Annotated in this window: 9 protein-coding genes; 6 read left to right on the top strand and 3 right to left on the bottom strand. The window is 63.6% G+C overall.

The features are described 5' to 3' along the window. The 3 genes from MTR64_RS01245 to ligK form a co-directional block, all read right to left on the bottom strand. Positions 1 to 230, bottom strand: a 230-nt coding sequence (locus MTR64_RS01245) for an amidohydrolase family protein (protein ID WP_243989948.1), incomplete at its 3' end; no start/stop codon positions are given. Between the two features lie 62 nt (positions 231 to 292). After that, a complete protein-coding gene (locus MTR64_RS01240) occupies positions 293 to 1,363 on the bottom strand; it encodes a 4-oxalomesaconate tautomerase (RefSeq protein ID WP_243989946.1) in 1,071 nt (356 codons plus the stop codon). Continuing rightward, on the bottom strand, positions 1,356 to 2,027 hold the full coding sequence (gene ligK, locus MTR64_RS01235) for a 4-carboxy-4-hydroxy-2-oxoadipate aldolase/oxaloacetate decarboxylase (protein ID WP_243989944.1): 672 nt from the start codon (positions 2,025 to 2,027) through the stop codon (positions 1,356 to 1,358). Before ligK ends, MTR64_RS01240 begins: the two co-directional genes overlap by 8 nt. Before the next feature lie 100 nt (positions 2,028 to 2,127). Between ligK and MTR64_RS01230 the strand changes: the two genes are divergently transcribed. The 6 genes from MTR64_RS01230 (at position 2,128) to MTR64_RS01205 (ending at position 7,679) form a co-directional block, all read left to right on the top strand. Next, positions 2,128 to 3,285: a LysR family transcriptional regulator gene (locus MTR64_RS01230; RefSeq protein WP_243989942.1), complete on the top strand. Its 1,158-nt coding sequence runs from the start codon at positions 2,128 to 2,130 to the stop codon at positions 3,283 to 3,285. Between the two features lie 134 nt (positions 3,286 to 3,419). Further along, a complete protein-coding gene (locus tag MTR64_RS01225) occupies positions 3,420 to 4,283 on the top strand; it encodes an NAD(P)-dependent oxidoreductase (RefSeq protein ID WP_243989940.1) in 864 nt (287 codons plus the stop codon). A gap of 3 nt (positions 4,284 to 4,286) precedes the next feature. After that, positions 4,287 to 5,312, top strand: a complete 1,026-nt coding sequence (locus MTR64_RS01220) for an amidohydrolase family protein (RefSeq protein ID WP_243989938.1) — start codon at positions 4,287 to 4,289, stop codon at positions 5,310 to 5,312. Further along, entirely contained in the window at positions 5,309 to 6,355 is a 1,047-nt protein-coding gene (locus MTR64_RS01215; protein WP_243989936.1) for a Rieske 2Fe-2S domain-containing protein, read from the top strand. The genes MTR64_RS01220 and MTR64_RS01215 overlap by 4 nt, the downstream gene beginning before the upstream one ends. Beyond that, on the top strand, positions 6,352 to 6,777 hold the full coding sequence (gene ligA, locus MTR64_RS01210; protein ID WP_243989934.1) for a protocatechuate 4,5-dioxygenase subunit alpha: 426 nt from the start codon (positions 6,352 to 6,354) through the stop codon (positions 6,775 to 6,777). Before MTR64_RS01215 ends, ligA begins: the two co-directional genes overlap by 4 nt. Continuing rightward, on the top strand, positions 6,777 to 7,679 hold the full coding sequence (locus tag MTR64_RS01205; RefSeq protein ID WP_243989933.1) for a class III extradiol dioxygenase subunit beta: 903 nt from the start codon (positions 6,777 to 6,779) through the stop codon (positions 7,677 to 7,679). The genes ligA and MTR64_RS01205 overlap by 1 nt, the downstream gene beginning before the upstream one ends. The last annotated feature ends 10 nt before the right edge of the window (positions 7,680 to 7,689 follow it).

Raw genomic sequence — 7,689 nt, 5'->3', positions numbered from 1 at the left:
GTGCCGTGGCAGCTGGCCTGCACGATGACATTGCGCGAAAAGCCGAGGTGATCGCGCAGGGCAAAGAGCTTGTCCGGCCCTGCGTCCTGCGGAAGGTACTTGGCCTTGGCGCTGAACGGGAATTCGGCGATCGGGCCGAAGACATGGCAATGCGCATCGATCGCGCCCGGCGGCGGCGTGAAGGCCGGTTTTGACGGATTGCTGTGCCAGCACAGGATACGGTCGGTCATGCGTATGTCTCTTTGTATGGCGCGGGGGGCGGGCTGGCCGGTCCCCCGCGCGGGATGAGCAATCAGGCGAAGACCAGCCCGTCCATCAGCTTGCGCGCGGTCCTGAGGAGCGCGGCGCTGACGACCGTTCCGGTTTCATCGGTTTCAAGGACGCAGCTCATTTCGCCGGTCGGGTGTTCGACCGACAGCGTCTTGCGCGCACCCTCGGGGATCACGGCCACTTCGGCGGCGGGCGTGCCTTCGATCAGCGCTGCGGTCGCCACGGTGACGGCGGCCAGAACGCCCACGGTGGCATGGGCGCGGTGCGGGATGAAGCTGCGGGTGTTGATCGCGCCGCCGTTCTTCGGGGGCGAGACAAGGAACATCTTGGGGACGGACTTCTCCTTGACGTCGCCAAGGTTCATCCGCTCGCCAACGGCAAGGCGGATCGCTTCCAGTCTGGTCTTGAGTTCGGCGTTGCCATCAAGGCTCTCGCGATCCTCGTAGCCGGTAATGCCAAGGTCCCCCGCCTTCATGACGACGCAGGGCATGCCGTTGTCGATCAAGGTCATGCGAACGCCGTTCACTTCATCGACGGCATTGCCGGTCGGGAGCAGGGCACCGCACATCGAGCCTGCCGTGTCGCGGAACTCGGTCGGGATCGGGGCGTGAGTGCCGGGGACGCCGTCGATGACCGCGGTGCCGTCGTATGTAACCTTGCCGCCCGGCGTCTGCACGGTAGCGACCGAGACCTGCCCGGTGTTGACCATGTAGATGGTGACGCGGGTCTCATCGCCGGTAGGCTGGATCAGCCCCCGCTCGATGGCGAAAGGGCCGACACCGGCCAGGATGTTGCCGCAGTTCTGCGCGTCCGACACGAGTGCCTGATCGACGAAGACCTGCAGGAAATGATACTCGACGTCGATGCCTTCGCGGTCCGATTTCGAGACGACCCCGACCTTGCTGGTCAGCGGATCCGCCGCGCCCATGCCGTCGATCTGGCGCGGATCGGGAGAACCCATGACCCTGAGCAGGAAGGCATCGCGCGTGCCGGCATCCCCGGGCAGGTCTTCCTTCAGGAAGTAGCCGCCCTTGGACGTGCCACCGCGCATCCACATGCAGGGCACGCCCTCAGCGCCGAAGCGCTCAGACATACTTGAGGCCTTCCTTCTCGAGGCGCTCGCGCATCTTGTACATGTCGAGGCCGAGCACGCCCGAAGCCAGCTTCTCGCGCTTTTCGCCTTCGTTGGCTTCGCGCGCCTGAGCGGCCTTGAGGACTTCCTCGGCCTTTGCGCGCGGTACGCAGACGACACCGTCATCGTCGGCCACGATCACGTCGCCCGGGTTCACCGCGCAGTTGGCGCAGACGACGGGCACGTTGACCGAGCCGAGCGTGTTCTTGACCGTGCCCTGTGCGTAGATCGCCTTGGACCAGACCGGGAACTGCATTTCGGTGAGATCGCGCACGTCCCGCACGCTGGCATCGATGATCAGGCCGCGGCAGCCGCGCGCCTGTGCGCTGGTGGCGAGAAGGTCGCCGAAATAGCCGTCTTCGCAGGGGCTGGTCGGGGCGAGGAGGAGGAGGTCGCCTTCCTTCAACTGCTCGATGGCAACGTGGACCATCCAGTTGTCGCCCGGAGGTGCGCTGATGGTCACGGCCGAGCCGGCGATGCGGGCGCCGGAATAGATCGGGCGCATGTAGCTGGCGAGAAGGCCAGTGCGTCCTTGCGCTTCGTGGACAGTAGCGACGCCGCAGGCGGCCAGCCCGTCGATCACTTCCGGGGCCGCGCGCGCGATATTCTGGACGACGATACCCATGCTGAATGCTCCTTTTTGGGCTTGCATCCATGACGCGCGCGCAAAGGCAGGGGAAAGAGAAACTATGGTCAAGCGATAGGTTTTGGCTAAGAGTGGTCGCATGGAAATTTGGAAGTTCAACCTTCGGCACTTGCAGGCGACCGCCAAAATCGTCGAACTTGGCAAGGTGAATGCCGCTGCGGACGCGGTAAACCTTAGCCAGCCAGCGATAACGCAGGCGCTTGGGCGGCTGGAAAAGCAGCTCGGCGTGCTGCTGTTCGAGCGCCGCTTCGATGGCATGAAGCCAACTGAAGCCGCGTTGCTGTTCGCACCGCGCATCGATGCTGCCATGCGGCATCTCAACACGCCCCATGTCACTATGCCGCGCCTCAGGGCGCTGCTGATCCTTGCCGATCAGGGGAGCTACGCGGGAGCCAGTCAGGTGTCCGGTCTGTCACTGCCGTCCATTCATCGCGCGGTGGCGGACTTGTCGACGGCCATGAGGCGCAAGCTGGTCGAGCGCCGGGGCAAGGTCATTGCTTTGACCGAAGGCGGGCAGGCTGTCGTGCAGTCGCTGCGTCTTGCGCGAATCGAACTGGAGACTGGCCTGACCGAAATCGAGGCGCTCAAGGGGCGGGAGACGCGGCGCATTGCCGTCGGCGCCATGCCGCTGTCGCGGGCCCGTGTCCTGCCCGGCGCCGTGACGCGTTTCATCCGGCGCCACCCCAAGGTCCGCTTGCGGATCGCCGAAGGTTCGCGGTCGGAATTGCTCGGTCCCCTGCGGCAGGGCGCACTGGATGTAATGGTAGGGGCTTTGCGGGATCCGTTGCTGGAGGAGGATCTGGTCCAGACGCCGTTGTTCGATGACCTGCCGGCGGTGTTTTGCCGAGCGGGCCATCCGCTGGTGGGTGCTGAACCCGGGATGGAGGATCTCGCGCGCTATGACTGGGTTCTGCCACCGTCCGGTGCGCCCTTGCGTGACAGCTTCGACAGATACTTCGGCCGCTCCGGTATGAAGCCTCCGGCCGTTCCGATCGAGTCCGGATCGGTGATGATGGTCCGCCAGTTGCTGATCGACAGTGATTTTCTCACACTGCTGTCGCCTGATCAGGTTGCAGTCGAACTCGAAGCGGGATGGCTGGTGCAACTCGTGCGTTTGCCGCAGGGACTGGGGCGCACGATCGGGATGACCTGGCGGGCCTCGTGGAGACCTACCGAAGTGCAGCGCCATTTCATCGAGGACCTTGTCGCTGCGAGCGAGGCTCTGACGGAATTCTAATAGACAACTTATGGGGCGGAGCCGTGAAAAGCACGGTTTCAGGTTAATTCCATGCTTATCTGATTAGGAAAGGCTTATGGGTCGGGGGCAGTTCCGATTGGCAAGGCCGTGACTGACTGGTCCACCTTGGGGACATGGAAAATTCCATCGGCATAATAGGTTTCGGCGAGGCTGGATCGACGTTTGCCCGCGCTGCTGCGTGGGGCGGGAACGCCCATGCATTCGATATTGCTTCCGAGCGCGCTCGGGTAATGGTGGAGCTGGGCGTAACAGCCTGCGCAACTGCGGCTGAGGCGCTTGAGGGGGCTTCGCTGGTTCTGTCGCTGGTCACCGGCGATCAGGCGCTCGGTGTAGCACAGGCTTGCGCGCCGCTGCTCGCGCCCGGTGCACTGTTCTGCGACATGAACTCGGTTGCGCCGGATACCAAGCGGGCGGGGGCGGCTGCCGTTGCCCAAGGGCAGGGGGGGTATGTCGACGTTGCCGTTCTTGCCCCCGTCACCCCGGCGCGCCTTGCCGTGCCGCTCCTGTTGTCGGGGCCGGATGCGCAGGACGCAGGGGCCGCGCTTGAAGGCGCAGGTTTTACCAATGTCCGCATCGCGGGCGATGCCGTGGGCCGGGCCTCAGCGATCAAGCTTGTGCGTTCGGTCATGGTCAAGGGGCTCGAGGCGCTGACCGCAGAGATGATGCTTGCGGCTGAGGCCGAAGGCGTGGTCGACGATGTGCTGGCCTCCCTCGACGCCAGCGAGAAGACGACCTCGTGGCGGGAGCGTGCCGACTACAATCTGGACCGCATGCTCGTTCACGGGCGCCGCCGTGCCGTCGAGATGGAAGAAGCCGCCCAGATGCTTCGCGCGCTCGGCATCGCGCCGCTGATGACCGAAAATACGGTCAAGCGGCAGCAGGCGCTTGGCGAACTCGGGATTTTACCGCCTCCAGCCGGACTGGGGGCCAAGCTCGCGGCGATTTCCGCCATTCCTGTTTCCAATGGAGAAGACTGAGCCATGACGCTCGTGATCGACTGCCACGGCCATTACACCGTTCTGCCCAAGGCACACGATGAATGGCGCGAGGCCCAGAAGGCCGCCTTCAAGGCTGGTGAGACCCCGCCGCCGTACCCGGAAATCTCCGACGACGAGATCCGGGAGACGATCGAGAGCAACCAGCTGCGCCTCATCAAGGAGCGTGGTGCTGACCTTACAATCTTCTCGCCGCGCGCGTCCGCGATGGCACACCATGTCGGCGATCAGGCGGTGAGCGAAGAGTGGGCGCAGCACTGCAACAACCTCATCTACCGCGTCACGAAGATGTTCCCCGGGACTTTCGCAGGTGTCTGCATGCTGCCGCAGAGCCCCACGGCGGACCTTTCCGCCTCGGTGAAGGAACTGCGCCGCTGTGTCGAGGAAATGGGCTTCATTGGCTGCAACCTCAATCCCGACCCGGGCGGCGGCCACTTCGAGCACCCGCCGCTGACGGACGAGTACTGGTTCCCGATTTACGAGGCGATGTGCGAACTGGACGTTCCGGCGATGATCCACGTTTCGGGCTCGTGCAACCCGGCCATGCACGCGACCGGCGGCTTTTACCTCGCGGCCGACACCGTCGCCTTCATGCAGCTGATGCAGGGCGACCTGTTCAGCCGCTTCCCGAACCTGCGTTTCATCATCCCGCACGGCGGCGGTGCGGTGCCCTATCACTGGGGCCGTTACCGCGGGCTGGCCGACATGCTCAAGAAGCCGAGCCTCGACGAATACATCATGAACAATGTGTTTTTCGATACCTGTGTCTACCACCAGCCTGGCATCAACCTGCTGGCCGACGTGATCGACAACAAGAACATCCTGTTCGGCTCGGAAATGGTCGGCGCGGTGCGCGGAATCGACCCCACGACCGGCCACTATTTCGATGACACCAAGCGCTACATCGATGCGCTCGACATCAGCGACGAGGAACGCCACGCGATCTTCGAAGGCAACACGCGCAAGGTCTTCCCGCGCCTTGACGCTATCCTGAAGCAACGCGGGCTGTGAGCACCTGGCTCACCCAGTCCTGGTACGTTGCCGGTTGGGATCACGAGATCGATTCCACGCCTTTGGCCCGCACCATCTGTGGCGTGCCGATGATGTTCTATCGCAAGCTCGATCGCTCGGTGGCCGGCATGCGCGATGCCTGCCCGCATCGCCTGCTGCCGCTGTCGATGGGCTTGCGTGAAGGCGATTCGATCCGCTGCAAGTATCATGGTCTCAAGCTGGGGCCGGACGGCGTGGCCGAGGAAATGCCGCTCAAGTTCGAGGCGGTAAACCGCGGCATTTGCGTCGAAACCTATGCCGTGGTGGAGCGCCATCGCTTCGTGTGGGTCTGGATCGGCGACAAGGACAAGGCCGATCCTTCCCTGATCCCGGACCTGTGGCCGTGCAGCGCGGAGGGCTGGGTCTTCGACGGCGGATACTATTCCGTCGGTTGCGACTATCGCCTGATGATCGACAACCTGATGGACCTCACGCACGAGACTTACGTGCATGCCGGTTCGATCGGCCAGCAGGAAATCCTCGAGGCACCGCTGGAATGCTCCGTAGAGGGTGAGCGGGTCTGCCTGTCACGATGGATGCCGGGGATCGAGGCGCCACCGTTCTGGCGCGGTGCACTCAAGAAGCCCGGACTGGTCGACCGCTGGCAGATTTGCGAGTTCGTGCTGCCGTCGGCGGTCATGATCGACGTGGGCGTCGCCCCGGTGGGGGCAGGAGCCACCATCGAGCAGCACGACCAGGGCGTACGCGGGATCGTGGTTGATTTCATGACGCCCGAAAGCGAAACCAGCCATCACTATTTCTGGGGCATGGCGCGCGACTTCGACATCGAGGACGCAGGCTTTACCGCACGCTTCAAGGCACAGCAGGCGGGCGTCTTCGCCGAGGATCGCGAACTGCTCGAAGCGCAGCAGGCGGCGATCATCGCCAATCCAGATCGCAAGCTCTCCGCCTATCGCATCGACGAAGGCGGCGTGCGGGCCCGGCAGATCATTGCGCGCAAGATGCGTGCTTCACATTCCCGAGGGGAGAAGGAGACGGCATGAGCGGTCCCACCGACATCCACGACTATCTGGCGGACTTCGACGACATTCCGGGCACGCGCGTCTACACGGCGGCCCGGGCGCGCAAGGGGTACCACCTCAACCAGTTCGCGATGAGCCTGATGAAGGCTGAGAACCGCGATCGCTTTCACGCCGGCGAGAAGGCCTATCTCGACGAGTGGCCGATGACTGAGGACCAGAAGCAGGCCGTGCTCGACCGCGACTACAATCGCCTGCTGGACCTTGGTGGAAACATCTACTTCCTCTCCAAGGTCTTCGCTTCCGACGGCCTGTCGTTTGTGCAGGCGGTCTCTACGATGACCGGCATGAGCGTCGAGGAATATCAGGCCATGATGATGGCCGGTGGCCGCTCGCCCGAAGGCGTGCGCTCGATCAAAGAAAATTCTGGCAAGGACAAGAACTGATGGCCCGCATCACGCACGGCATTGCCTGCAGCCACATTCCGGTGCTGGGCTTCGCGTTCGACAACCACAAGGAGGAGGAGCCTTACTTCAAGCCCGCCTTCGAAGGGTTCGACTGGACGCGTAGGTTCATGGACGAGGAAAAGCCCGACGTGATCGTGCTGGTCTACAACGACCATGCCTCGAACTTCGACATGAAGGTGATCCCGACCTTCGCGATCGGCTGTGCCGACCAGTATGGCATCTGCGACGAGGGCTATGGCCCGCGCCCGGTGCCGCCGGTGGAAGGCCACGCCGACCTTGCCTGGCACATTGCGCAGAGCCTGATCCTCGACGAATTCGACATGACCATCTTCAACGAGATGGACGTCGATCACGGCCTGACCGTGCCGCTTTCGATGATGTACGGCCATGTCGACAAGTGGCCGGTCAAGGTCATCCCGCTCGCCGTCAATGTCGTTACCTATCCACCACCGTCGGGCAACCGCTGCTGGCTGTTGGGTGAGGCGATCGCGCGCGCCGTGGCCAGCTTCCCGGAAGACCTGAAAGTGCAGGTCTGGGGCACCGGCGGCATGAGCCACCAGTTGCAGGGGCCTCGCGCGGGGCTGATCAACCGCGAATGGGACAACATGTTCCTCGACAAGCTGATCGGCGATACGCAGGACCTGCGCTGGATCCCGCACATCGAGTACTTGCGCGAGACAGGTTCGGAAGGCATCGAAATGGTCATGTGGCTGATCATGCGCGGCGCGCTTGGCAAGAGCACGCGGGCGCTGCACCGCCATTACCATGTGCCGGTGAGCAATACCGCGCTCGGCCACCTCGTGCTGGAACCGGTCGACCCCACGGTTCCGCCCAGCCCCACCTTTACACGAGAAGCCGCAGATCGCGCGCCGATCGCCTGAAACGAAATAC

This window comes from Novosphingobium album (ex Hu et al. 2023), assembly GCF_022832385.1.
GTDB classification, from domain to species: Bacteria; Pseudomonadota; Alphaproteobacteria; order Sphingomonadales; family Sphingomonadaceae; genus Novosphingobium; species Novosphingobium album.
The sequence above is the reverse complement of the archived record's forward strand: the minus strand, read 5'-3'. Positions and strand labels throughout refer to the sequence as shown.

Coding starts and splice junctions, on each gene's coding strand:
- MTR64_RS01240 (WP_243989946.1), bottom strand. CDS start 1,363: ATGTCTGAGCGCTTCGGCGCTGAGGGCGTGCCCTGCATGTGGATGCGC.
- ligK (WP_243989944.1), bottom strand. CDS start 2,027: ATGGGTATCGTCGTCCAGAATATCGCGCGCGCGGCCCCGGAAGTGATC.
- MTR64_RS01230 (WP_243989942.1), top strand. CDS start 2,128: ATGGAAATTTGGAAGTTCAACCTTCGGCACTTGCAGGCGACCGCCAAA.
- MTR64_RS01225 (WP_243989940.1), top strand. CDS start 3,420: ATGGAAAATTCCATCGGCATAATAGGTTTCGGCGAGGCTGGATCGACG.
- MTR64_RS01220 (WP_243989938.1), top strand. CDS start 4,287: ATGACGCTCGTGATCGACTGCCACGGCCATTACACCGTTCTGCCCAAG.
- ligA (WP_243989934.1), top strand. CDS start 6,352: ATGAGCGGTCCCACCGACATCCACGACTATCTGGCGGACTTCGACGAC.
- MTR64_RS01205 (WP_243989933.1), top strand. CDS start 6,777: ATGGCCCGCATCACGCACGGCATTGCCTGCAGCCACATTCCGGTGCTG.